Below are 24937 nucleotides of genomic sequence, written 5' to 3' on the forward strand. Positions count from 1 at the left end.
TGCCAAACGCATGATATCAACATAAAAGAATATTTATGCTTCCTAGCTGATAATAGTCATCTAAATTATCTGTAACTCATATTAAGTTGTCTTTAGAGGTTTTTTGCCTATTATGCATTGAGACTTTTTTATGGATGAAAAATTTCTATGTTATAACATTAGGATTGCATTACTTAAGATTCGTTGGTTCGGATATCCGAACTGTTTTAAAGATTATTTTACCGGAGACTTTTAAGAAATATGAGTCATAAAAAACAGATGGAGATAATGATGAGAAATGGTGTAAATGCAGTCATGCCTTTGCACGTGGTGTTCCGTCCTGTTTTTCTGGTACCTCCCTTTTATGGCAGACAGCCTTTTATATTTACGAATAGTTATAGCGTTCGTTTGAATGAAATTGTGCATGTCGCCTTCAGGATATTAGCTTATGTCAAACAAAATGCTTATAGATGCCTCCCATCCGGAGGAAACACGTGTTGTTGTTGTTCACGGCAACAAAATTGAAGAACTTGATTTTGAATCAGAACATAGAAAACAGCTCAAGGGGAATATTTATCTCGCACGTATTACGCGTGTAGAACCGTCTCTCCAAGCAGCTTTTGTTGAATATGGTGGAAACCGACATGGTTTTTTAACATTTTCTGAAATTCATCCTGATTATTATCAAATTCCTATTGCTGATCGCCTTGCTCTTCTTGAAGAAGAGGAAAAAGCAGCTGTAGGAGAAAATTCTGTAGATTCCTTTACAGAAGAAGCAACTAAAAATAAAAAACGCTCCAGAAGAACAAAAAAAAATGGAAAAAACAATGTCATAGCAGCCGATATTGAAAATGATATCACATCTGAATCAACAATAATTGATAATACAGAAGAAGCATTAAATGCCGATATCTCTTATGATGAGATCGAAATGGTTGGTGCTGAGGACATCCGTGAAGAGCTCCCAATTTATCAAAGAAAACAAGGGCGCCAATATAAAATTCAAGAAGTCATTAAACGACGTCAAATTTTGTTGGTACAAGTCATCAAAGAAGAGCGTGGTAATAAAGGTGCTGCCCTTACAACATATCTGTCTTTAGCAGGTCGTTATTCTGTTCTAATGCCCAACACAGCACGTGGTGGTGGTATTTCACGAAAAATTACGAACGTACAAGACCGTAAGCGTCTTAAAGAAATCGTAAAAGAATTAGCCGTTCCAAAAGGTATGGGCGTTATCTTACGAACAGCTGGAGCCAACAGAACAAAAGCTGAAATTAAACGTGATTATGAATATCTTATGCGGTTATGGGATACTATTCGCACTTTGACACTCGAGTCAACGGCGCCATGCCTTGTCCATGAAGAAAGTAATCTCATCAAGCGTTCTATACGAGATCTTTATAATAAGAACATTAGTGAAATTCTTGTCTCTGGAGACCAAGGATATCGTGAAGCGAAAGACTTTATGCGTATGCTCATGCCAAGCCATGCAAAAGTTGTGCAACCTTACCGTGATCCTACACCCATTTTTGCAAGAAATAATATTGAAATTCAACTTGATAAAATGTTGCAACCACAGGTTTCTTTAAAATCTGGTGGTTATCTTGTTATTAATCAAACAGAAGCACTTGTTGCTATTGACGTAAATTCTGGTCGCTCTACGAAAGAATTCTCTGTCGAAAAGACAGCTTTACAAACTAACCTTGAAGCTGCTGAAGAAGTAGCGCGTCAATTACGCTTGCGTGACCTTGCTGGTTTAATTGTGATTGATTTTATTGATATGCTTGAAGAACGCAATGTAAAGCTGGTCGAAAAAAAATTAAAAGATTGTTTAAAAAACGATCGTGCTCGTATTCAAGTAGGTCATATTTCACACTTCGGCCTTTTAGAAATGAGTCGTCAACGTATTCGCATATCGGTTTTAGAAAGTACAACACAACCCTGCCCGCATTGCGCAGGAACAGGAAATATACGTTCTGAATCATCAATTGCGTTACATGTCATGCGCTCAATTGAAGAATATCTTCTTCATAATTCGCAATATAATATTATCGTGCGCACACCCGTAGCAACAGCGCTTTATGTATTAAATCATAAACGCAACATTCTTGTTAATTTAGAAACTCGCTTTAAGCTTAATATTAGTATTGAAGCAGATGATAGTATTGGAACGCAACATCTTGTTATTTCTAAAGGCTCAATAGCAGAGAGCATTTCTCGACCTTCATTGGAAGATGTTAATAAGCAAGAAATTGAAGATTCTGTTTTCATAGAAAGTGAATCTATTGAAAATCCTTCTCCCATTGAAACAAACCAAAAGCGTCGGCGCAAAAATCGTCACGATGAAATTACTGATCATTCTCTCTCCAACGTTCATAAAAAAGAAGATACCTTGAGTGATGATTCTTTTCGTCGAGGACGTCGTCGAGGACGTCGTGGTGGTCGACGCAATCAAGATAATAGTTTTCATCAGATTCGCATTCCTTACGCAGAACCAGTGGGAGATTTTGCTAAGCAGGCTTTAGCAGAAATTAAAGCAGCACACCGCAAACATCGTGTTTCACCTGCTAAATCTTTTGAACTTGAAGAAACAAAAAATAATACACAAGCTCTAGATATACAACAACAGGGTGAATCTGAAAAAAATGATACAAGTATTAAACCTAAAAAACGTAAAACACGTTCTTCAAAAGTAGTAGAAAATCAACTTTCTTTAGAGAATGATCAAAATGTCGTAGAACAAAAATCTCTTGAAGAAAAACCTAAAACTAGTTCAGTACGTAAAGCTAAAACAAAAAAAGCAGACAAATCTATTCATAAAGTAGAAGATAAAACTCTTGAAAATAGTAAAAAGTCAACACGTGGAACACGTAAAAAATCATCTTCTAAAGAGACAACGCAAATACAAAAAGTATTAGAGAAAGAAACTATAATCGAGATGGAGGAAGTTGTTGAAACCTCTCCTTCCCAAATTGAAAAAACAATTAATCAACCCGTTGTTGTTTCATCAACGCCTAATGATTCTTCCAAAACTGAACGTGTTGGTTGGTGGAAACGCAGAATTCTTTCGAAAAATTAAAGATAAAAAAACCGCCACAGAAAACTGTGGCGGTTTAAATAAATAATTATAGAAGACGTTTCAACCAATTCTATGGTGTGGATTTATCACTTTTGTTTTGCTTTTTCTTGCTCAGCCCGCATACGATCTTCAATTTCTTTTTGCTTTGATTGAATAGCTTGCTGCATCTTTATTTGTTCTTGTTGGAAATCTTTTTCCTCCATACCAGGACCGGTATAGGCTGCTGTAAACCCATTAAGAGAAAATTCAATAGGATTAGCTGAACCACGGAAATTAACTGTGGTTACAACCATTTTTGTACCACTTTTCATAGCAGCTATAAGCTTATCATCTAAGACATCATTGGCAATACAACTTGGTCCATTACAAATAATATAAGGAATTTTTTTAGAGAAGTCGTCACCAATTTTAATGTGAACACCTTCTGGCAAAAAACGACCTGTAGGTACTTGAATACCTATACGTTTTTCATTTTGCTTCCCTTTTATTTCAACAAGATTAAAAGCCGTTAAAGGTTGTCCCGTATTCGATAATACAGTATTCATTGTATTACAAATATCAACATCATGCTGCTTACTGCAAACTTTGTACCAACCTTGTGATAAAGTTTGCGCATTTGCAGAAATACCAGCTATAAGAAAAAGGGCAGCGGCTCCAACTAATACTGAAACAGCAGAATAAACATTTTTATGCGACATGATTAAGTTAATCCTTTCAACGCGCTTTTAAGTAACTTCAAAAAAATATTAAATATAATTCCAACTTAAATTTATTAAATTATAATGAAATAACACTTAATTTTACTATTTTTACTTCAATATAAAAAAAAAAGTCAAATTTAGAGAAAAAATACAACGAGCTATTCTAATTTTTATACACCCATATAATTCCCCTCTTTATCATATTGGTGTTTGATGCAATCTATCCATAAAACACCTCTGTGCATTTAAGCTAAGATTACACAAACGAATCAATATTGCAATATTAATTAAAATAAACTCCCATACTACTCTAAAAATCTTACTAATTAAACTTTTTACATTTGTTACTCTTCATGTTAAGCTCGTGGAGCCTTAGCAACAGCTGTTGTAATGCATGAAGCTCTGAAATATCAGATAAATTTTACTTTTTTCCTTATGTGATTCGTGTGATACGAAAAAATAAAATCATTTACGGTATTATTGAAACATTTCATAAATTAAAACCACTGATTGTCTAAAATTTCTGCATAATTGTAAGAGAACTTTTTCCTAATGGACAATTTTCTGCCCTTGTTTACAAAACAATGGCGATACATTTTTGTAATAAAAGCTTTATATTCTACAGCTTTTAACCAAAAAGTTTAATTTAAAAATACGCTACTAAAGAAGTGCTTTTTTCTTAATTAAAAAACATATTTTCTTAGAGAGAAAATTTATAACTGTTGAAAATATTTTATTTATAATAAACTTCCTTAAAATATAACAACATATTAATTTATAATAATAATTTATCTTTTACATCATCAAATGTTTGTTTTTCATAGCTATTAAGAGCCTTCTGTTAGCAATTCTTTTATATTGCTAGAAACTGGGGCTTATCGAATTAATTGCGTCTTTTACTCAATAAAAATCTTTATCTTTCCAATCAAAATCTTTGCGTAAAATAGCACCTATATCACTCTGCAATATATCCACTAAAACTTTGCAACTAATAATAAATATGAGGATAATTTTCCATTTATTAAATAATTCAGCTTTTCTTCGTATTCTCCTACTTCGTACTCTCTCGCTATATCTACCCTAGAGATAAATTTTTATTTTTTTCAAATAGATCCTGTAATTTCGAACCAAGATTATAATATTTATTCTTCAGATTTTTCAGTTCTTTTAAAAACTTATTTCGTTCCTGCAAAGGCTTCTAGTATTCTGCTTTAGAAAAAATTTTTCCCAAAATATCTAAATGATAAATACTTATCTTCAATAAATTATATGCTATCTTTAGTATTCTTTCTTTTGTTTTTTTAATGTTGGTATTGTTCCTTAGAAGATAAATCAGCGTGAGCTGTTTTTATACCATATATTATATTACAGGGAGTAAAAAACTATCGTTAGTAACTTTTGTAATGAAGAAAGCATGTTATCTTGGCTTAAATTTTTGCTTTTTAGAGAAGATAGTTATATGCACGTTCTATTTATTGCGGTTACACCGTCTAAGCTATTTTCTTCATTATATCAATATGTCTTATGATGAAGAACGCGAAATGAATATGTAAGAAGTTCTTTTATTATAAACTTAAATTTTATTCTTATAAAAAATTAATAACTATTTGTTTTTATATAATAATTTTATAAAAATGAGTAACAATTCTGAAACAACAATGAAGTTTTTAACCAGAATGTTGTTCTGCCATTTCGACAAGCTGTGTCATAATATTCGCTGCTCCAACAAGCCTTTCATCCGCTGTGGACCAATCACGAATAAGAGCGATACTTTGATCTGGTCGAATTTTTGCCATCGAACCTTGTTTTCCAACCCACTGAACAAGAGCAACACTATTTGCAAAATAATTATTGCGAAACTGTATAACAATCCCCTTTGGTCCAGTATCCAATTTTTCTACATGCGCTTTTCGACACAATGTTTTGATATAAAAGACTTTAAGAAGGTGTTGAACTTCAAGCGGTAAAGGACCAAAGCGATCAATTAACTCCGCTGCAAATTCATCAATTTGTTCTAAATCATCAAGTTCTGTTAAACGACGATAAAGCCCCATACGTAATGGCAAGTCAGGCACGAAACTTTCTGGTATCATCACTGTTGTACCAAGTGAAATTTGAGGAGACCATTGCTTATCTTCATTTAGCTCTCCATCTTTTAATTCAGCAACAGCTTCTTCAAGCATTTTTTGATAGAGTTCAAATCCAACTTCTTTAATATGCCCCGATTGCTCTTCACCTAAAAAATTGCCTGAACCGCGGATATCCATGTCATGGCTTGCCAATTGAAAACCGGCCCCCAAGGTGTCAAGAGATTGTAAAACTTTAAGACGGCGATCAGCAGCAGCTGTCAAAACTTTACCAGCAGGAAATGTAAAAAGTGCATAAGCACGTTGTTTTGAGCGCCCTACCCTCCCTCGTAACTGATAGAGTGCAGAAAGGCCAAACATCTCAGCGCGATGCACAATTAGGGTATTGGCTGTTGGAATATCAAGACCAGATTCAATAATGGTTGTCGATAGCAAAACATCATATTGCCCATCATAAAATGCATTCATGATATCATCAAGTTGTCCAGGCGGCATTTGTCCATGAGCCACAACGAATTTCAGTTCTGGCACATGTGTTTTGAGATATTCTTCTACAAAAGCCAGATCAGAAATACGAGGACAAACATAGAAACTTTGTCCGCCACGATAATATTCTCGAAGCAGGGTCTCTCGTATAACAAGTGCATCAAAAGGTGAAATAAAAGTACGAACCGCCATTCTATCAATGGGGGGCGTTGTTATCAATGAAAGTTCACGTACACCCGATAATGCTAACCCTAAAGTGCGTGGTATGGGAGTTGCTGAAAGTGTGAGAACATGAATATCACTTTTAAGCTCTTTTAAACGCTCTTTGTGTTTGACACCAAAATGTTGCTCCTCATCAATGATGAGAAGGCCTAACCGTAAAAAATTAACGGCACCACTTAATAATGCATGGGTTCCAATGACAATATCGATTGTACCATCTGAAACACCTTTTTTTACTTGTGCAAGTTCTTTCGCTTTTACAAGCCTTGAAGCATGTCCAATTTTAACCGGTAATCCTTGAAAACGAGAAATAAATGTCTTGTAATGTTGACGTGAAAGTAAAGTTGTCGGTACAACAACAGCAACCTGATATCCATTTAATGCTGCGACAAAAGCACTTCGAATGGCTACTTCGGTTTTTCCAAAACCAACATCACCGCATATCAAGCGATCCATAGGCTTTCCTGAGGCTAAATCGTCTAAAACAGCATCAATTGCATTCATTTGATCTTCCGTTTCTTCATAGGGAAAGCAAGCAACAAACTCATCAAATGGTCCAATTGGTGGAAGTAAAGCAGGCGCAGCACGAGTCATACGCTCTGCAGCTATACGAATTAATTGCCCTGCCATTTCCAATAAATGTTTTTTAAGCCGAGCTTTACGTGCTTGCCAAGCACCCCCCCCTAATTTATCTAAAGTTACCTCTGTTCCTTCTGAGCCATAACGTGAGAGAAGCTCAATATTTTCAACAGGTAAAAAGAGTAAATCACCTCCAGCATATCTAATTTCAAGACAATCTCGTAAAATTCCAGTAGTTTTGATGGTTTTAAGACCAACAAATTGGCCAATACCGTGGTCGATATGCACAATAATATCACCAGAATTTAAAGCAGAAATTTCAGAAATAAAATTTGTATTATTTTTACGCCGCTTTGGCGATCTTATAAAACGATCGCCAAGGATATCTTGCTCTGCTATAACAGCCAAATCTTCAGCCTCAAAACCATGTTCTATCATGATAACAGCTGCTAATATGCGATCTCGTGGTGTTGCTTTGACAGTTTGCAAGGATTTTGCAACATCTATTTTTTTCAATCCATGCTCATCGAGAACTTGTAGCAAACGATTGAGAGATCCTTCACTCCAACACGCTAAAAGCACTTTTTTACCAGCAGTGCGTAAAGATGCGATATGATCAATAACACTTGAAAAAACATTTTTTTCCTGCGCATTACGCTCTTTTACAAAATCATATCCCTGTTTAACATTGGTGTGAATAACAGTTTTTTCCAAACTTTGTGGAATATTAAAAGGCGAAAAATCAATACGCTGTGAAGATTGTTGCACACCCTCCAAAACACGCTCTGGCGTTAAATAGAAAAGACTAGGATCTATTGGATGATAAGAAGTAGAATTTTTTTCATCATTTTCGCGCTCTTTGCGCGCGTTATAATAGTCCTCAATAAGACGATAGCGTTCAATGAAGGCTTCTTCTATGAGATGCTCAAAAACTATCGGTAAGTTGCCACAATGGTCAAAAAAACTATCAAGGTTTTCATAAAAAAATGGAAGCCAATGTTCCATACCGGCAAAACGCCGACCTTGAGCAATTGCTTCATAAAGCATGTTATTTTTTTGTGATACACCAAATGTACGGGTATAATTGCTCTTAAAACGGCTTATGCATTCTGGTGTAAGAACAACCTCACTCATTGCCTGTAATAAAAGTTCAGTTTTTTGGCCTGTTGTCCTTTGACTTTCTGGATCAAATATGCGGATACTTTCTAGGGTATCTCCAAAAAAATCAAGACGTAAAGGTTCAACATCCATGGGAGAAAAGATATCAAGTATTCCTCCTCTTACAGCAAACTCACCAACATCACGGACAACCGTAACGCGTTCAAAACCATTGGTTTCTAAAAACTGAATAAGATTTCCCATGTTATTGCGCTGGCCAACACGTGCGTGAATAAGCTGAGCTTCTATCATTTCACGAGGAGGTAACTTTTGCATAATCGCATTTGCTGTTGTTAATATAATTGCAGGATGCGGATCTTTACGTAAATTTGCTATGTGTGCCAATGCTGATAGTCGACGTGCCATAACAGCAATTCCTGGTGACACACGATCATAGGGCAAACAATCCCATGCAGGAAATTGAAGTATGGGTAAATTTGGCTCAATAAAATTTAAAACTTGTTGTAAATGAACAATTTTTGTTCCGTCGCGGACGACATAGATGAGCGGTTTACCTTGTGCAATTTCTGAACTTAATTTAGCAAGCGCAAAGGCTTCAAATCCATCAGGAACTCCATCAAAAATCATACGAACAGAATTATTTTTCGGAATAACAATTTTTTTAAATATAGGCATCGGGATTAATAACTTAAGCAAGTACGATAATTGGCAATATCACGAAAAAGTGGACTATCAACTTCAGAGGGTGGCGAAACTTCTCCAGTAATCCATGTGAGTAAATCACGATCATCAAAAGACATAATATATTCAAGTTCAGAGAGCGTTTTATCATTCATTTCAGTAATATGAGCATCGACATAATGTCCAAAAATGAGATCCATTTCACGAATACCGCGATGCCATGCACGAAAAATCAATCGACGACGACGCACATCTAATTGATTTTTGTCAACGACAAAAACTGTCATAAAAAATCTCCTTGAATAAAGTAATATAAACTATTCAATTAGTCGTATAAAATTTGTACCTTGCTTTTAAGGAAGTTCTATAATCTTTTGTTCTTTAAGTGTAATTCGACGATGCATTTGCTTAGCCAAAGCGTAATTATGTGTTGCAATAAGAGCAGAAAGACCCGACTGGCGAACAAGGATAGATAAAGCTTGAAAGACATAAGCTGAAGTTACTGGATCAAGATTTCCTGTAGGTTCATCAGCCAAAAGAACCGAAGGGCCATTTGCTACTGCACGTGCAATAGCAACACGTTGTTGTTCTCCTCCCGATAACTCTGAGGGACGATGGTTAGCACGATGAGAAACACGCAGATACGTCAATAATTTGCGCGCACGATCTTCTGCTATGGATTTTTTTAATCCTGCTATCATTTGCGGCACCATAACATTTTCTAACGCCGTAAACTCTGGAAGTAAATGATGAAATTGATAAACAAAACCAATATCATTTCGTCTTATAGCTGTTCGCTCACTATCAGAGCGCTTTGCACAAGAAATACCCCGTAACATCACATCACCAGCTGTTGGTTTTTCTAATAATCCAGCAATATGAAGAAGTGTTGATTTTCCAGCACCAGATGGTGCAACAAGTGCGACAAGCTCTCCACGATTAAGAATAAAATTCGCTTTATCTAAAACAATAAGCGGCTTATGACTCTCGAAAAAGTGTCTTTCAATCTCTACAAGCTCTAAAATAGCTGTCATTATTCATACCTCAAAGCTTGTACGGGATCTAGCTTAGCAGCACGCCATGCCGGAATGAGAGCAGCAAGAAACGACAAAAATAAAGCCATCATAGCAACCAAGATGGTCTGTTTCCACTCAATTTGTGCAGGCAATTTTGTTAAAAAATAAAGTTGAGGATTAAAAACATCGACATTAAATAACCAAGATATAAAGTCTTGGATATGATTAATATTCGCGGTCGCGATAACACCTAAAACTAAACCCAATATAGTTCCAATAAAACCAATCATCATTCCTGTAATGATAAATATACGCAAAATCGCACTCTGTTGAGCCCCCATCGTGCGTAAAATCGCAATATCATGACTTTTATCTTTTACAAGCATAATCAGCCCTGAAATAATATTTAAAGCAGCAACAAGAACGATCAGAGAAAGAATGAAAAACATAACATTTCGTTCAATCTGTAAGGCTGAAAAAAAAGCCTGATTGCGGGTACGCCAATCAATTAAATAGACCTGTTGATCAACTGTTTTTTCTACAACAGGTTTTATTTGATCAACAGCATCAGGATCATTTAGAAATAATTCTAAAGACTGAACCTTATCTCCCAAATTAAAAAACATTTGTGCTTCATGGAGAGGCATAAAGATAAATATTGAATCATATTCAGACATACCAACTTCAAAAATAGCAACGACTTTATAAGCTTTCACACGTGGTGTAACGCCAAAAGGAGTCTCATCACCATCTGGAGTAATAATACGAATATCTCTTCCAACTGTCAGCCCCAATTTTTCTGCTAAGCCACTTCCAATTGCAACACCTTCTTCTTTATCAAACCGAGAAATCGATCCTAATTTAATGTTTTGAGAGACTGTTTTAAGCTTTTCTAGATCTTGTTTGCGCATACCACGAACTAATGCGCCAGAGCCACCTTGAACTTCACCTTGAACAAGCGCTTGACCTTCAATAACAGGCAAAGCAAACTTCACACCCTTTGTAGATTCTAAAGAAGAAATAAGAGTCTTATAATCAGAAAAACCAGAATCAACTGTTTGAACAATAAGATGCCCATTCATACCAAGAATACGATTGAGAAGCTCTGTACGAAAGCCATTCATCACCGCCATAACAACAACCAGAGCAAATACGCCCAACATAATCCCAATAAGAGAAATAATTGAAATAACAGATGCAACAACATGTTTTTTATTGGGAATCATGTAACGAAAAGCGATCATCCACTCATAAGATGAAAACCATTTGTCTTTCAGCCTCTTCATAACATTTCCTATTAATTTATAGAAAGTTGGCTGAGTACATCTTCAACCTTTAGAGATTTTTTTACACCTGTTTTTCGATCTTTAATTTCAACTTCATTTTGTGCAATGCTGTTAGGACCAACAATGATTTGCGTTGGCAAACCAATCAAATCCATTGTTGCAAATTTTGATCCAGGACGCTCATTTCTATCATCTAATAATGGATCAAAACCAGCCTCCTTTAATCCCTGATAGAGAAACTCACATGCCTTCGTGCATTTTTCATCATCGGATTTCATATTGATAATTCCAAAATCAAACGGTGCCATCGATTTTGGCCAAATAATACCATTTTCATCATGAGAAGCCTCTATAGCGGCCGCAACAAGACGCGAAGGTCCAATACCATAAGATCCCATAGAGACTACATGCTCTTTTCCATCTTGTCCCATAACTTTTGCTCCCATTGGAGCAGAATATTTCGTGCCAAAGTGGAAAATATGCCCGACTTCAATACCACGCGCTGAAAGACGATTATGATCAGAAACTTTAGCCCACTCCTCTTCATTATGCATTTCTTCCGTCGCTGCATAAAAAGATGTCCATTGTTTAACAATATCATCCAAAACAGCTTTATCACTAAAATCGATTGAACTATCAGGAACAGCAAGTTCAAGAAATTGTTTATCACAGAAGATAGCGCTCTCTCCCGTTTCAGCCAAAATGATAAATTCATGACTGAGTTCCCCCCCTATTGGACCTGTATCTGCACGCATAGGAATTGCTTTTAAACCAAGACGAGAAAAAGTGCGTAAATAAGCAACAAACATACGATTATAAGATGTTTTAGAACCTTCATAATCAAGATCAAAAGAATAAGCATCTTTCATTAAAAATTCTCGTGCCCGCATCACACCAAAACGTGGGCGAATTTCATCACGAAATTTCCATTGAATATGATATAAATTAAGTGGAAGATCTTTATAAGAACGAACATATGAGCGAAAAATATCTGTTACCATCTCTTCATTGGTTGGACCATAAAGTAAATCACGCTTTTGGCGATCTTTAATGCGAAGCATTTCCAAACCATAATCATCATAACGACCGCTTTCACGCCAAAGATCAGCAGATTGAATTGTAGGCATCAATATTTCTATTGCACCCGCACGTTCTTGCTCCTCACGAATAATTTTACAAACTTTATCAAGCACTTTTTTTCCTAAGGGAAGCCAAGAATAAATTCCTGATGTTTGTTGGCGAATCATACCGGCACGCAACATGAGCCGATGAGAAACAATCTCTGCTTCCTTAGGATTCTCTTTTAAAAGTGGAAGGAAATATTGAGTAAGACGCATTAAATAACTAACTCCTAATCACACCTATCATATCGGAACAATTTATCACACCCTCTATTCATCTATAGCCGCATTCTGAATACTTGCAAATATAACGATCTTACTATTTAAAAATTTATTGGGCTTTATTCTCTATTTTTCTTATTTAGCAATAAAATAAAAATGCTCTTCTCTTTTTAAATAACGTAATATGAAAGTTCCTTATTTTGACCGATGTAAAAAAACTGTACAGATAGGTTTTTTTTGCCAAATTTCATGAACAGCCGCCCTCACAGCACGTCGTGTTGCCTCTCGAATAAGTTCATTATTTTTCTGTTTCATGCGTGGGATATTATAAACTGTATTTTCTATAATATCTAAAAGAATATCTTTTAAACTTTCTCCCTTTCCATTACTTTCAGGTAACCCGAATGTTGTTAGACCTATATCCCCTAATAATTCATGCTTACTATTTATATGGAGAGAAATAGTAACATGACCAGCATAACTTAGTTTGCGACGTTCACGAATCCCTAGTTCATTTTCATCTCCAATTAGGCAACCATCCTTATAGATGCGGCCAACAGGAACTTGATCAACAACTTCTACAGGCTCTGGTGCAAAACGTAACATATGTCCATTTCTGATATCTGTAACAATTTTAATACCCGCTTGACGCGCTAAAGTTGCCTGAGCCTTAAGATGCATTGCTTCCCCATGTACAGGAACAAGTATCTGTGGCTTTACCCAATCATACATCTGTAAAAGTTCTGAACGACGAGGATGACCTGAAACATGAACAAGTGCATCTTCATTCGTGATAATTTCAATACCCAAATCAATGAAACGATTTTGTACCTCAATAATCGCTTTTTCGTTTCCTGGAATACTTCGTGATGAATAAATAACGGTATCACCAGCAGAAAGTGCAATATTTCTCATTCCATCACGTGACAGTTTAGCCAAGGCAGCACATGGCTCACCTTGGCTCCCTGTGACAATTAAAACAAGATCTTTTCGCAAAATGTAACCATAATCATCTTCCGTTACAAATGGTGCTAAACCATTCATATAACCAAGCTCTTGTGCAACCATAATACTTCGCTTAAGGGAACGCCCAATGACAAGCACCTTACGTCCAGCAGCTTCAGCTGCAAGAGCAATAGAACGTATCCGACCAATATTAGAAGAAAAAGTTGCTATTGCAACGCGCCCTTCAGCTTTGGAAATAATCTCAGAAAGACTGGCTTGAACCTGCTGCTCTGATGGAGATATACCATCCCGACACGCATTTGTAGAATCACAAAGTAATGCTAAAACACCTTTTTTTCCTAACGCACGAAATCTTTTTTCATTCGTCACAGCCCCAAGTGAAGGAGTATGATCAATTTTCCAATCACCAGTATGAATCACAGTCCCCAAAGAGGTTGTAATTGCTAAAGATACAGATTCTGGTATTGAATGATTAACAGCTATAGCCTCTACAGCAAAGGAACCCACCTGAAAACAATCACCAGCTTGAAAAATATTGAGTAAAATTTTTTGAGATTCAAAATCTAATTGTTTTTTAGTTTCCAATAATCCTGCTGTAAAAGGAGTACAGTAAATTGGAACTTGTAACTTTGGCCATAAATCAAGAACGGCCCCATAATGATCTTCATGTGCATGTGTTAAAACAAGACCCCGTATATTATGTTTTTCACTTTCTAGAAAACGAATATCAGGAAAAACAAGGTCGACTCCTGGTAATTCAGAACCAGCAAAACTAATTCCCATATCAACCAGCAGCCATTCACGAAGATGTTGGGGACCAAATCCGTAAGCAGCTAAATTCATCCCTATTTCACCTACACCCCCCAGAGGTAAAAAAACAAACTCATTCTTATTAGCTGCAACCATAAACATCTCCCAAAATCATTAAGGTATCTGATGGTAAAATAATTTTTTAATAAAGACCTGCATTAATAGAAGCAGCCGAACCAAAATGAACATCTCCAGCTGTTATAATGGCTGTCTGACCATTTTTTTGCTTTATGATGCAGTTAAAATCACTATCAAGACCATCAAAAACACCCTCAATGACTTTTTCATCATTCACCACTTTGACATATTTCCCAAGGTGAGCAGAATATAAAAGCCATTTTTTTCGGATTATTTCACATCCTTTTGGTTGTTTCCAAAGAAGGTAATTTCTAGAAAAACACTCCGTCAAAACCGTAAATAATTGTTCTGCTTCAATATGCAAACCGATATTCTTTAAGCTTGAAGTGGGATAGGGTGCATCTTCATAATTATATTTCACATTTATTCCAATACCAATAACCAATGCATATTGTTGTGATGACAATTTTAAAATCTCAAGCAAAACTCCAGAGCTTTTTTCTCCTCTGAGCAAAATATCGTTTGGCCATTTTAAACTCACAATATTGTTTGCCTGCTTTTCATCTTTTATCAATTGTTTTATTGCCTCTGCCACACTTATTCCAGCAACAAAACCAAGTTGAGCTGCAGTTTGATGAACAATATCATCAATTAATAAAAGACTAGAATAAAGGTTCCCTTTGGGACTAGACCAAGTCCTCCCTCTTCTTGCTCTTCCCTGTGATTGTTCTTGTGCAACAATCCAAAGATTACCTTGATGACCAGTTTGCGCTTTTCGTTGCGCAATGAGATTTGTTGAGTCAACACTATCATACGCTTCAATAGTGTATCCTTGTTCTTGAGCAAAATCTGATAAAATATAAACCATATTCATTAAAACAATGCAGCTGCTGCTTTTTCTGCTAATTCAGCAAACCAAACTCCAAAAAGTGTATAAAATAAAATAAACAATGCAGAAAGACCGAGACAAAATTGAAGCTCATTCGATAAAGCAACAAAATGCGCTTTTGCGTCATCAAACCACATAATTTTAATGACTCGTAAATAGTAAAAAGCTCCAACGACAGACGCTATCATCCCAACGACTGCAAGTGGCGTCAGACCAGCATGGACAGCAGCAGAAAATGTATACCACTTCCCAAAAAAACCAGCCATAGGTGGTACACTGGCTAACGAGAAAAGCTGTATTGTCATAACAATAGCCATAAACGGATTTGTTTTTGCTAACCCTGAAAGATCATAAATATTTTCAACATTGCCATTCTGAGAGCGCATTCCAAGAATAAAAGCAAACGAGCCAATCGTCATTCCAAGATAAATCGTCATATAAAGAATAACACTTTTTATTCCTAGCATATCTCCAGCAGATAAACCAACAAGTGCATAGCCCATATGACTGATCGACGAATAAGCCATTAAGCGCTTAATGTTATTTTGACCAATTGCAGCAAATGCACCAAGTATCATTGATGCAATCGCCATGAAGACCAAAATTTGTTGCCATGCAGGCATCACATTATCAACATGCCCTAGGGGAATAAAGGTCATCACAATAATACGGATGATTAAAGCCATTGCAGCAACTTTAGGGGCACCAGCAAAAAATGCTGTAATCGGTGTTGGCGCTCCTTCATAAACATCAGGTGTCCACATATGAAATGGAACAGCAGAAATTTTGAAAGCCAAACCAGCTAAAATAAAAACAATTCCAAAGATAACTCCCAATTGCAAATTTTCACTTTTTAAAGCAACAGCAATTTCGTGAAAACCAATTTGACCCGTAAAACCATAAAGCAAAGAAATACCATAAAGCAGCAATCCTGAAGATAATGCTCCTAAAACAAAGTATTTTATACCGGCTTCAGAAGATTTTACATTATTACGATTAATCGCTGCTAAAACATATAAAGCTAAAGATTGCAGCTCTAACCCCATATAAAGCGACAGCATATTACCCGCTGAAATCATAAACATCATTCCAAGGGTTGCTAAAAGAACAAGCACTGGAAATTCAAATATATTAAACTTTTGTGCATTGGCAAAACCAACAGACATGATAAGAGAAAAGAGTGCACCAATAAGCATTAAAATTTTCATATAACGACTAAAGGAATCGATAACGAGCGCATTGGTTTGAAATGAACCATTTTTCGGAAAAACTATAAGAATAATAATGGTTGCCACAAGAAGTGCCATGGCTAAACCTGTCACTGTTAAAGAAGCACGTGTATTGGAATAAACACCAATCATAAGCAACACGACAGCTCCTAATGCGATTAAAAGCTCCGGAAGAATTAAGACTAATTGCGCTATTATTTCAGTTTGCATGTGCGTTCTTCCCTTATCTAGTGCAGTTTATTGATGAGGGTTTCTACGGAAAACGCCGTTGCTTTAAGAATAGGCGTTGGATAGATACCAAAGAATATTGTAAGAATAACCATTGGATAAAGGATGAATTTTTCTCTTAAAGAAAGATCTATTAATACTTTTAAATTCTCTTTATCCAAGGAACCAAAAACCACACGCCGATAAAGATAAAGGGCATAGGCTGCCGATAAGATAACACCTGTTGTTGCTAAAACAACAACCAATTTATTTACTTGAAAAACACCTATTAAGGTTAAAAATTCACCCAAAAATCCTGAGCTTCCAGGCAAACCAACATTTGCCATAGTGAAAATTAAGAAAACAACAGCATATTTAGGCATATTATTCACTAAACCACCAAACGCTGAAATTTCACGTGTATGCAAGCGATCATAGATAACCCCAACACAAAGAAACAACGCTGCTGAAACAATTCCATGGGATAGCATCTGATAAATAGCCCCTTGTATCCCTTGTTCATTCGCAGAAAAAATGCCCATTGTCACATACCCCATATGCGCTATTGAAGAATAAGCAATAAGCTTTTTGATGTCATTTTGAACAAGTGCAACCAACGACGTATAAATAATAGCGATAAGCGATAATGTGAAAATCAAAGGTGCAAAATCTGCTGAAGCGATAGGAAACATAGGCAAAGAAAAACGAAGAAAACCATACCCACCTAATTTGAGTAAGACACCAGCTAAAATAACGGAACCCGCTGTCGGTGCTTCCACGTGAGCATCAGGGAGCCATGTATGAACTGGCCACATTGGCATTTTAACTGCGAAAGAAGCAAAAAATGCAAGCCATAACCATATTTGCATATGAGCAGGAAACTGGTAATTGAGTAAAGTTGGTATATCAAGTGTCCCAGCCTCCCAATACATAGCCATAAGAGCAACCAGCATAAGCACTGAACCAAGTAAAGTATATAAGAAAAACTTTATACTTGCATAAACACGACGTGCTCCACCCCATACACCTATAATGATAAACATTGGAATAAGGCTGCCTTCAAAAAAAACATAGAATAGCATTGCATCAAGAGCACAAAAAACGCCAATAATCGCAACTTCTAGAAGAAGAAATGCAATCATATAAGCCTTTAATCTCTCTTTAACATTTTCCCAACTTGCTAAAATACAAAAAGGCAAAAGAAAAGCCGAGAGAACAACAAAAAGAATAGAAATACCATCAACCCCCATATGATAGCTAATGCCCCCCCCTAACCAACTGGACTTTTCAACCATTTGAAAATTTGGGTTGCTAGAATCAAATCCTATCCAAATAATTAAAGAAATAATAAAAACAAATAGAGTCGTAAAAAATGCGACATTACGTATATTATGGCGTGCTACTTCACTATCATCTTTGATAAACAAAATCAGAAGCACACCAACAAGTGGCAAAAATGTAACCGTAGAAAGAATAGGCCAATCGGTCATTAGTTTACGCCCCCGATCATCATCCATGTAATGAGTAATGCAACGCCGATAAGCATTGCAAATGCATAGTGGTAAAGATAGCCTGTTTGCAATCGAACAATTCTATTTGTAATATCAACAACACGCGCTGCGATACCATTAGGACCTAGACCATCAATAATCTTACCGTCTCCCACTTTCCAAAGAAAAGAACCAATTCTAAAGGTAGGACGAACAAACAAAAAGTTATATAATTGATCGAAATACCATTTTTGGTAAAGAAAATTATATGCTCTTGGCATAATACGAACCATTTTCTTAGGAAGAGATGGAATAGAAACATAAAATAAATAAGCTAAAATAAACCCAAGAACCATCGCTATAAATGGCGACCATTTTACCCAATTAAAGACATGGTGGGCATCATGAAGAATGTGATTGTGGCTGCTTGTAAATAATGCTCCCTTCCAAAAAGCATTATACAAGTCACCAAAAAAGTAAGGTTGGAAAACGACACCAGAAAATATTGCTCCAATAGATAAAAGAAAGAGTGGAATCAACATAACTGGAGGTGATTCATGAACATGATGCATAACATCAACTGTTGCCCGTGGTTTACCATGGAATGTCATAAAGATAAGCCGCCATGAATAGAAACTTGTTAATAAAGCTGCAAAAACAAGAAGATAAAAAGCATATCCTGAAGCAATATTATGGGATGCAAAAGCAGACTCTATAATCGCATCTTTTGAGAAAAAACCTGCAGTCCCGAAAAGTGTTCCTGGAATTCCAACACCTGTCAATGCAATGGTCCCGACCATCATCATCCAATAGGTGACTTTTATATGTTTGCGTAACCCACCCATTTTTCGCATATCTTGTTCATCAGATACAGCATGAATGACAGAACCTGCACCAAGAAACAATAAGGCTTTAAAAAAAGCATGCGTAAAAAGATGAAAGACAGCAGCGCCATAAGCTCCAACACCTAATGCCACAAACATATAACCGAGCTGAGAGCATGTAGAATAAGCAATAACACGTTTAATATCATTCTGCACCAACCCCACAGTTGCTGCAAAAAACGCTGTTGTTGCTCCAACAATAATAATCACGGTCAAAGCAGTTGAAGAAAGTTCAAAAATTGGCGACATACGCGCAACCATAAAAACACCAGCCGTTACCATTGTAGCGGCATGAATAAGCGCTGATACAGGGGTTGGTCCTTCCATTGCATCAGGCAGCCAAGTATGTAAAAGAAATTGTGCTGATTTTCCCATCGCACCAATAAATAATAAAAGGCATGTAATGGTAATTGCCGTCTGCCCATCAAATTGCCAACCTAAAAATGTCATATTTTGTATAAAGTTATTGTTTGCAGCTTTTGCAAAAATAGAAGCAAAATCAACCGATTGGAATAAAACAAAAATACTAAAGATTCCTAAGAGAAAACCAAAGTCTCCAACACGATTAACCACAAAAGCTTTCATTGCGGCCTTATTAGCAGAATCGCGCTGAAACCAAAAACCAATGAGTAAATAAGAAGCAAGTCCGACACCTTCCCATCCAAAAAACATCTGAATCAAATTATTGGATGTGACCAACATAAGCATCATAAATGTAAACAAAGAAAGATAAGAAAAAAAACGAGACCTTGAAGGGTCATGGTGCATATAACCAATTGAATAAATATGTACCAATGCCGAAACACTGTTCACAACAATAAGCATGACAGCTGTTAATGCATCAACATGTAAAGCCCAATTAAAGCTTAAGTCACCAACGTCAAGCCAATGTAATACCAAGACATCAATCGCTGGAATATGACCAAGTGCAATACTGAAAAATGCTATCCACGATAATATGGCAACAACAACCATAAAGCTACATGTTATCAATTCACTCGCACGATCTCCTATCGTTTTTCCACCTAGTGCAGCAATTAAAAAACCCAAAAGCGGAAGAAAGACAATCGTATAATACATCACTGGTTAGCCTTTCATTACATTAACATCTTCAACCGCAATGGAACCACGATTACGGAAAAAAACGACCAGAATTGCTAAACCAATGGCAGCCTCAGCAGCTGCTACGGTTAAGACAAATAAAGCGAATATCTGACCAACGAGATCATGAAGAAATGCTGAAAATGCAACAAAATTGAGATTAACTGAAAGCAATATAAGCTCAATGGACATCAAGATAATAATCACGTTTTTTCTGTTGAGAAAAATTCCAGCAATACCAATTGTAAACATCAAAGCAGAAACAGTGAGATAATGTGTAATATCAATATACATCTACATAGCCCCCCTTACATACCTTTGCCTGATTCAACTTGTTTGATTTCAATGGCACTTTCTACCGTTCTAGAAACTTGCTCCGCAATAGATTGCCGCTTTACACCCAATTTATGACGAAGTGTTAAAACAATAGCCCCAATCATTGCAACCAATAAAATCATTCCAGCAATTTGAAAATAAAAAACATAATCCGTATAGAGAATATCACCTAATGCTTGTGTATTTGTTCGCTGCGCTAAATCTGGCATTGGTTGGGTAACATGCGTTCTCAAGACTGGAGAAAAATAGCTACTCACAAAAACAACAATCAATTCTACAGCGATAATAACACCAATAAGAGCTCCAATAGGAGCATACCGAAGAGTTCCACTCTTTAACTCAGCAAAATCAACGTCAAGCATCATAACGACAAATAAAAATAAAACAGCGACAGCTCCTACATACACAACAAGCAGAATAAGCCCTAAAAACTCTGCTCCTGCAAGCAAAAATAAAGCTGCTGCATTAAAAAATGCGAGGATTAAAAACAAAACAGAATGCACTGGATTGCGTGCTGTAATAACAATAACTGCACTTGTTAGCATAATAAAAGCAAACAAATAGAAAAATGCCGCCGCTAGATCTGTTAGCATAGGCTTCTCCTTAATTATTCAAACAATTGGTATAAACTTCATACCAGATTACAATTTATCGGAAAATATCCGACACCTCATTTAACGATACGCTTAACGATAAGGCGCATCCATCAATATATTTCGAGCAATTTCTCGCTCCCAACGATCTCCATTCATTAAAAGCTTTTCTTTATCATAATAGAGTTCTTCACGCGTTTCTGTCGCAAATTCAAAATTTGGACCTTCAACAATAGCCTCTACCGGACAAGCCTCTTGACAAAAACCACAGTAGATACACTTAACCATATCGATATCATAACGAACAGTTCTACGCGTACCATCATTACGTCGCGGTCCAGCCTCAATTGTAATCGCTTGCGCAGGGCAAATTGCTTCACATAATTTACAAGCAATACACCGTTCTTCACCATTTGGATAGCGACGCAATGCATGCTCACCGCGAAAACGCTGAGATACAAAACCTTTTTCATAAGGATAATTAATCGTGGGCTTTGGTGAAAAAAATTGACGCATAGCTAAGAAAAAAGCACTCACAAATTCCAATAGAAGAAGTGACTTTGCCGCCTGAATAAAACCTGACATCGTAACATCTCCTCTTAAACGAAATCCGTAAACTTTAAAAAAGCAGCAGTTATCACAACCATTGCTAGTGAGAGAGGAAGAAAAACCTTCCAACCAAGCCGCATGAGCTGATCATAGCGATAACGTGGAACAAATGCTTTAACCATAGCAAACCAAAAAAATACAAAACAGACTTTTAAAACAAACCAAATGATACCAGGAACCCAATTAAGCCACCAAACATCTAAGGGTGGCAGCCAACCGCCTAAAAATAGAATAGTTGTTAATGCGCACATTAAAACAATCGCAACATATTCACCAAGAAAGAATAGCATGTAAGGCGTTGAAGAATATTCTACCATATGACCAGCTACAAGTTCAGATTCTGCTTCCACCAAATCGAATGGAGGACGGTTTGTCTCTGCGAGCGCAGAAATAAAAAATATAATAAACATTGGAAAAAGGACCAACCAATTCCAATCGAGAAAGCTGTTAAAAGGAAGACCAAGAGTTGTACCAATTCCAGAACTTTGTTTATGAACAATTGTTGTGAGATCCAACGAACCACTTATTAAAATGACAGTCACAAGCACAAACCCAATGGAAACTTCATAAGAAACCATTTGTGCCGCCGAACGAAGGGCTCCTAAGAAAGGATATTTTGAATTTGATGCCCATCCCCCCATAATAACACCGTAAACCTCAAGAGATGAAATGGCTAAGATATAAAGCAAGCCAACATTAATCTTCGCAACCTCCCAGCCCTCATTGACAGGAATAACAGCCCAAGTTGATAAAGCAAGTGTCGCTGAAACAAAAGGAGCCAAAAGAAAAACACCCTTATTTGCACCTGCAGGGATAATAGGCTCCTTAACAACAAATTTAATTAAATCTGCAAAAGACTGTAACAAACCCCATGGACCAACAACGTTTGGTCCACGACGCAATTGTACCGCAGCCCAAATCTTTCTATCTGCGTAAAGAAGATAAGCAACTAAGATCAAAAGAACGACCAAAAGAAGAAGTGTTTTTCCAACTATAATGAGTAATGGCAACAGCCAAGTCATAAAGAAATCATACATCATTATTCCTTTTCCTTTGCCTTACTTTACAGTTTGCGTAGCACGGTTTTTTGCAAGAGATGAACATTCAGCCATAACAGCAGAAGCACGTGCTATCGGATTTGTTAAATAAAAGTCTTTAACCATAGAAGTAAAGGTTTGACTCTCTAGAGAAACCATTTTTGAACCAAGCGCCTTAAGACCACTTATATCAGAAGGTACTATATCATCAACAGCACAAAGGTGTGGATAATCATTAAACAAGCATTGTCTTAATTGAGAAAGAGAATCAAAAGGGAGCCTTTGTCCTAAAATATCCGATAAAGCACGCAAAATAGCCCAATCTTCTTTTGCTTCACCTGGAGCAAAACCAGCCCGATTTGTCATTTGAACACGTCCTTCTGTATTCACATAAAGCCCTGATTTTTCAGTGTAAGCAGATGCAGGCAAAATAACATCAGCAGCATGTGCACCATTATCACCATGGCTACCAATATAAACTGTAAAAGCTTTTGTATTGGCTAATTCTACTTCATCAGCACCAAGTAAAAATAAAACTTCACAGGTTTTAAGAATATTTGCAACCCCAAGCTTAGAAGTAAAGCCTATGTCCAATCCTCCAACAATCGATGCTGCATTATGAAGAACCCCAAACCCATTCCATTCTTCACTAAGAGCACCAATATTGTCAGCTAATTTAGCAAGACTTTTTAAAACAGATAAACCTTCATTTCCTGAAACAGCTCCCTCTCCGATAAGAATAAGGGGCCTCTTCGCTTCTTTTAAGACATTAAAAAAAACATCCTCTCCACGAATAAGTGTCGTTAATGTATCACTCCCAGATCCAAGATAAGAATAAGGATAACGTAAATCGACTTTCTCTCCAATTAATGCAATAGGAAAATTTCCCATCCGTTGGCGCTTTAAAATACGCGCATTTAAAACAGCCGCTTCATGACGTGGATTAGATCCCACTATAAGCAGTGCATCAGCCTGTTCAATACCTGCAATTGTAGGATTGAAAATATAACTCGAACGCCCAAACTCAGGCGATAAAGCCCCCCCTCTTTGACGACAATCAAAAAGCGTTGAGCCCAAAGAACTCAATAATGCTTTAAGGGCATACATTTCCTCAACAGACGCAAGATCTCCAGCAATGGCTCCAATTTTTTCTGGAAAAATTTTAGAGATCACCATTTTAATTTTTGCAAAAGCTTCTGTCCAACTGACAGGCTGAAGCTTTCCATCTTTGCGTACATATGGCCTATCAAGCCGCTGAGTGCGCAATCCATCCCAAATAAAACGCGTTTTATCAGAGATCCATTCCTCATTTACATCTTCATTCGTACGCGGCATAATCCGCATAACTTCACGGCCACGGCTATCAATACGGATCGCACTACCAAGCGCATCCATCACATCAATCGATTCCGTTTTTACCAATTCCCACGGACGAGCATGAAACGCATAAGGTTTTGAAGTTAAAGCTCCCACCGGACAAAGATCAATAACATTTCCCTGTAATTCAGATGTCATAGCTTTTTCAAGATACGTCGTAATTTCAGCATCTTCACCACGACCGATCAAACCAAGCTCAGAAATACCTGCAACTTCCGTTGTAAAACGAACACACCGTGTGCAATGGATACACCGTGTCATAACAGTTTTGACAAGAGGTCCAATATATTTATCTTCTACAGCACGCTTATTTTCACTATAACGAGAACAATCTCGTCCATAAAGCATTGCTTGATCTTGAAGATCGCATTCTCCCCCTTGATCACACACTGGACAATCCAAAGGATGATTAATGAGAAGAAATTCCATAACACCTTCACGTGCTTTTTTTACCATCGCCGTATTGGTAAAAATCTCAGGTGCTTCACCGTTAGGCCCTAATCGTAAATCACGAACCCCCATAGCACAAGAAGCCTGAGGTTTTGGAGGACCGCCCTTAACCTCAACCAAACACATACGACAATTTCCAGCAATTGACAAAGATTCATGAAAACAAAAACGCGGAATTTCTGCCCCAGCCGCCTCAGCAGCCTGAAGCAACGTGTAGTAATCAGGAACTTCAATCTCTTTGCCATCAACTTTGATATTTATCATCACCCATCCAACCTGCGGATAACCCACTTAAAATTTGCA

17 protein-coding genes are annotated in these 24937 nt (G+C 36.8%); 1 reads left to right on the forward strand and 16 read right to left on the reverse strand.

Features of this window, described 5'->3' with window-relative positions:
- Window positions 1-427 precede the first annotated feature (427 nt).
- On the forward strand, window positions 428-3058 hold the full coding sequence (locus ACFIJQ_RS02825) for an Rne/Rng family ribonuclease (RefSeq protein WP_375628433.1): 2631 nt from the start codon (window positions 428-430) through the stop codon (window positions 3056-3058).
- 86 nt (window positions 3059-3144) lie between these two features.
- On the opposite strand, the gene ACFIJQ_RS02830 is transcribed toward ACFIJQ_RS02825, so the two are convergent.
- The 16 genes from ACFIJQ_RS02830 to nuoG form a co-directional block, all read right to left on the reverse strand.
- The gene (locus ACFIJQ_RS02830) at window positions 3145-3756 is read right to left on the reverse strand and encodes an invasion associated locus B family protein (protein ID WP_015856370.1); all 612 of its coding nucleotides are present in this window, start codon (window positions 3754-3756) and stop codon (window positions 3145-3147) included.
- A 1670-nt stretch (window positions 3757-5426) separates the two neighbouring features.
- Window positions 5427-8927, reverse strand: coding sequence for a transcription-repair coupling factor (gene mfd, locus ACFIJQ_RS02835; RefSeq protein WP_375628435.1), 3501 nt, complete (start codon window positions 8925-8927; stop codon window positions 5427-5429).
- Window positions 8928-8932: 5 nt separating this feature from the next.
- Entirely contained in the window at window positions 8933-9220 is a 288-nt protein-coding gene (locus tag ACFIJQ_RS02840) for a succinate dehydrogenase assembly factor 2 (protein ID WP_375628437.1), read from the reverse strand.
- A gap of 66 nt (window positions 9221-9286) precedes the next feature.
- Window positions 9287-9967 carry an ABC transporter ATP-binding protein gene (locus ACFIJQ_RS02845; RefSeq protein WP_015856367.1) on the reverse strand — a complete coding sequence of 227 codons (681 nt, stop codon included), beginning with the start codon at window positions 9965-9967 and terminating at the stop codon, window positions 9287-9289.
- The gene (locus tag ACFIJQ_RS02850; RefSeq protein WP_375628438.1) at window positions 9967-11235 is read right to left on the reverse strand and encodes a lipoprotein-releasing ABC transporter permease subunit; all 1269 of its coding nucleotides are present in this window, start codon (window positions 11233-11235) and stop codon (window positions 9967-9969) included. Before ACFIJQ_RS02850 ends, ACFIJQ_RS02845 begins: the two co-directional genes overlap by 1 nt.
- Before the next feature lie 11 nt (window positions 11236-11246).
- On the reverse strand, window positions 11247-12572 hold the full coding sequence (proS, locus tag ACFIJQ_RS02855) for a proline--tRNA ligase (protein WP_375628440.1): 1326 nt from the start codon (window positions 12570-12572) through the stop codon (window positions 11247-11249).
- Between the two features lie 201 nt (window positions 12573-12773).
- Window positions 12774-14450: a ribonuclease J gene (locus ACFIJQ_RS02860; RefSeq protein ID WP_375628442.1), complete on the reverse strand. Its 1677-nt coding sequence runs from the start codon at window positions 14448-14450 to the stop codon at window positions 12774-12776.
- A 46-nt stretch (window positions 14451-14496) separates the two neighbouring features.
- Window positions 14497-15306, reverse strand: a complete 810-nt coding sequence (locus tag ACFIJQ_RS02865) for a biotin--[acetyl-CoA-carboxylase] ligase (RefSeq protein WP_375628444.1) — start codon at window positions 15304-15306, stop codon at window positions 14497-14499.
- Window positions 15306-16760: an NADH-quinone oxidoreductase subunit NuoN gene (gene nuoN / locus ACFIJQ_RS02870; RefSeq protein ID WP_015856362.1), complete on the reverse strand. Its 1455-nt coding sequence runs from the start codon at window positions 16758-16760 to the stop codon at window positions 15306-15308. Before nuoN ends, ACFIJQ_RS02865 begins: the two co-directional genes overlap by 1 nt.
- A 17-nt stretch (window positions 16761-16777) precedes the next feature.
- Window positions 16778-18247, reverse strand: a complete 1470-nt coding sequence (locus tag ACFIJQ_RS02875; RefSeq protein WP_273787991.1) for an NADH-quinone oxidoreductase subunit M — start codon at window positions 18245-18247, stop codon at window positions 16778-16780.
- Complete coding sequence (gene nuoL / locus ACFIJQ_RS02880) at window positions 18247-20211, reverse strand: NADH-quinone oxidoreductase subunit L (RefSeq protein WP_375628447.1); 1965 nt, start codon at window positions 20209-20211, stop codon at window positions 18247-18249. The genes ACFIJQ_RS02875 and nuoL overlap by 1 nt, the downstream gene beginning before the upstream one ends.
- 6 nt (window positions 20212-20217) lie before the next feature.
- Window positions 20218-20526 (reverse strand): NADH-quinone oxidoreductase subunit NuoK, encoded by a 309-nt coding sequence (gene nuoK / locus ACFIJQ_RS02885; protein ID WP_015856359.1) that lies wholly within the window; start codon window positions 20524-20526, stop codon window positions 20218-20220.
- 14 nt (window positions 20527-20540) lie between these two features.
- Window positions 20541-21161 (reverse strand): NADH-quinone oxidoreductase subunit J, encoded by a 621-nt coding sequence (locus ACFIJQ_RS02890; protein ID WP_273723185.1) that lies wholly within the window; start codon window positions 21159-21161, stop codon window positions 20541-20543.
- A gap of 93 nt (window positions 21162-21254) precedes the next feature.
- On the reverse strand, window positions 21255-21746 hold the full coding sequence (nuoI, locus tag ACFIJQ_RS02895; RefSeq protein WP_004860049.1) for an NADH-quinone oxidoreductase subunit NuoI: 492 nt from the start codon (window positions 21744-21746) through the stop codon (window positions 21255-21257).
- Between the two features lie 14 nt (window positions 21747-21760).
- Window positions 21761-22807: an NADH-quinone oxidoreductase subunit NuoH gene (gene nuoH / locus ACFIJQ_RS02900; RefSeq protein ID WP_026500749.1), complete on the reverse strand. Its 1047-nt coding sequence runs from the start codon at window positions 22805-22807 to the stop codon at window positions 21761-21763.
- A 21-nt stretch (window positions 22808-22828) separates the two neighbouring features.
- A complete protein-coding gene (gene nuoG, locus ACFIJQ_RS02905) occupies window positions 22829-24898 on the reverse strand; it encodes an NADH-quinone oxidoreductase subunit NuoG (protein WP_375628449.1) in 2070 nt (689 codons plus the stop codon).
- Window positions 24899-24937 lie beyond the last annotated feature (39 nt).

It is taken from the genome of Bartonella sp. TT67HLJMS (assembly GCF_042193375.1).
GTDB classification, from domain to species: domain Bacteria; phylum Pseudomonadota; class Alphaproteobacteria; order Rhizobiales; family Rhizobiaceae; genus Bartonella; species Bartonella grahamii.

Excerpts from the sequence above, each read along its gene's own strand:
- ACFIJQ_RS02840 (WP_375628437.1), bottom strand. The coding sequence starts at position 9,220 with ATGACAGTTTTTGTCGTTGACAAAAATCAATTAGATGTGCGTCGTCGT.
- ACFIJQ_RS02860 (WP_375628442.1), bottom strand. The coding sequence starts at position 14,450 with ATGGTTGCAGCTAATAAGAATGAGTTTGTTTTTTTACCTCTGGGGGGT.
- nuoI (WP_004860049.1), bottom strand. The coding sequence starts at position 21,746 with ATGTCAGGTTTTATTCAGGCGGCAAAGTCACTTCTTCTATTGGAATTT.
- ACFIJQ_RS02865 (WP_375628444.1), bottom strand. The coding sequence starts at position 15,306 with ATGAATATGGTTTATATTTTATCAGATTTTGCTCAAGAACAAGGATAC.
- ACFIJQ_RS02890 (WP_273723185.1), bottom strand. The coding sequence starts at position 21,161 with ATGCTAACAGATCTAGCGGCGGCATTTTTCTATTTGTTTGCTTTTATT.
- mfd (WP_375628435.1), bottom strand. The coding sequence starts at position 8,927 with ATGCCTATATTTAAAAAAATTGTTATTCCGAAAAATAATTCTGTTCGT.
- ACFIJQ_RS02845 (WP_015856367.1), bottom strand. The coding sequence starts at position 9,967 with ATGACAGCTATTTTAGAGCTTGTAGAGATTGAAAGACACTTTTTCGAG.
- ACFIJQ_RS02825 (WP_375628433.1), top strand. The coding sequence starts at position 428 with ATGTCAAACAAAATGCTTATAGATGCCTCCCATCCGGAGGAAACACGT.
- nuoL (WP_375628447.1), bottom strand. The coding sequence starts at position 20,211 with ATGTATTATACGATTGTCTTTCTTCCGCTTTTGGGTTTTTTAATTGCT.
- ACFIJQ_RS02850 (WP_375628438.1), bottom strand. The coding sequence starts at position 11,235 with ATGAAGAGGCTGAAAGACAAATGGTTTTCATCTTATGAGTGGATGATC.
- nuoH (WP_026500749.1), bottom strand. The coding sequence starts at position 22,807 with ATGTATGATTTCTTTATGACTTGGCTGTTGCCATTACTCATTATAGTT.
- nuoG (WP_375628449.1), bottom strand. The coding sequence starts at position 24,898 with ATGATAAATATCAAAGTTGATGGCAAAGAGATTGAAGTTCCTGATTAC.
- ACFIJQ_RS02875 (WP_273787991.1), bottom strand. The coding sequence starts at position 18,247 with ATGACCGATTGGCCTATTCTTTCTACGGTTACATTTTTGCCACTTGTT.
- ACFIJQ_RS02830 (WP_015856370.1), bottom strand. The coding sequence starts at position 3,756 with ATGTCGCATAAAAATGTTTATTCTGCTGTTTCAGTATTAGTTGGAGCC.
- proS (WP_375628440.1), bottom strand. The coding sequence starts at position 12,572 with ATGCGTCTTACTCAATATTTCCTTCCACTTTTAAAAGAGAATCCTAAG.
- nuoK (WP_015856359.1), bottom strand. The coding sequence starts at position 20,526 with ATGTATATTGATATTACACATTATCTCACTGTTTCTGCTTTGATGTTT.
- nuoN (WP_015856362.1), bottom strand. The coding sequence starts at position 16,760 with ATGCAAACTGAAATAATAGCGCAATTAGTCTTAATTCTTCCGGAGCTT.